This is a genomic window from Neotamlana sedimentorum (assembly GCF_000943565.1).
GTDB lineage: Bacteria > Bacteroidota > Bacteroidia > Flavobacteriales > Flavobacteriaceae > Neotamlana > Neotamlana sedimentorum.
Window position 1 is genome coordinate 1 of record NZ_JTDW01000009.1, and the last position, 535, is coordinate 535.

Sequence of the window (535 nt, forward strand, 5' to 3'; positions counted from 1 at the left end):
ATTTTCGATATTGCTATAGAAGGAAACACAGTACAATCTAACTTAGATCTTGTCGCTCAATATGGACACCGCGTTGGCGTTATGCTTAGCTTTCCGGTTACCGTTGCCGATAACGTTCTTAATATTGAATTCCTTCACTCGGTTATTGAAAACCCACTAGTGAATGCTATTGAAATTAGAACTATTGGTAATAACAATAACTCCAATGCTATAATTGTTAACACTATTGAAGACCAAATTAACACAGTTAACGATACCCTTGATGGTAGCTTTGCTGTAGTTGCTTCTGGTGGCGATGGTAATTTAGTGTACAGTGCCTCTGGCCTACCTAATGGTATTACTCTTGATAGTGCTGCTGGTACTTTTAACGGAACTATTGCTTCTGATGCAGACACTAACAGTCCTTACACGGTTACCGTTACAGTTGATGATAGCGATACTAACACAAACGATAGTGTTTCAACAACATTTTCATGGGTTATTAATGCTACTGAAACGCCTATTTCAATAGATACTATTGCAGATCAAACCAATA

Annotated in this window: 1 protein-coding gene; it reads left to right on the top strand. The window is 37.8% G+C overall.

Features of this window, described 5'->3' with window-relative positions:
* Nucleotides 1–535, top strand: a 535-nt coding sequence (locus PW52_RS12360) for a putative Ig domain-containing protein (RefSeq protein ID WP_044633278.1), incomplete at both ends; no start/stop codon positions are given.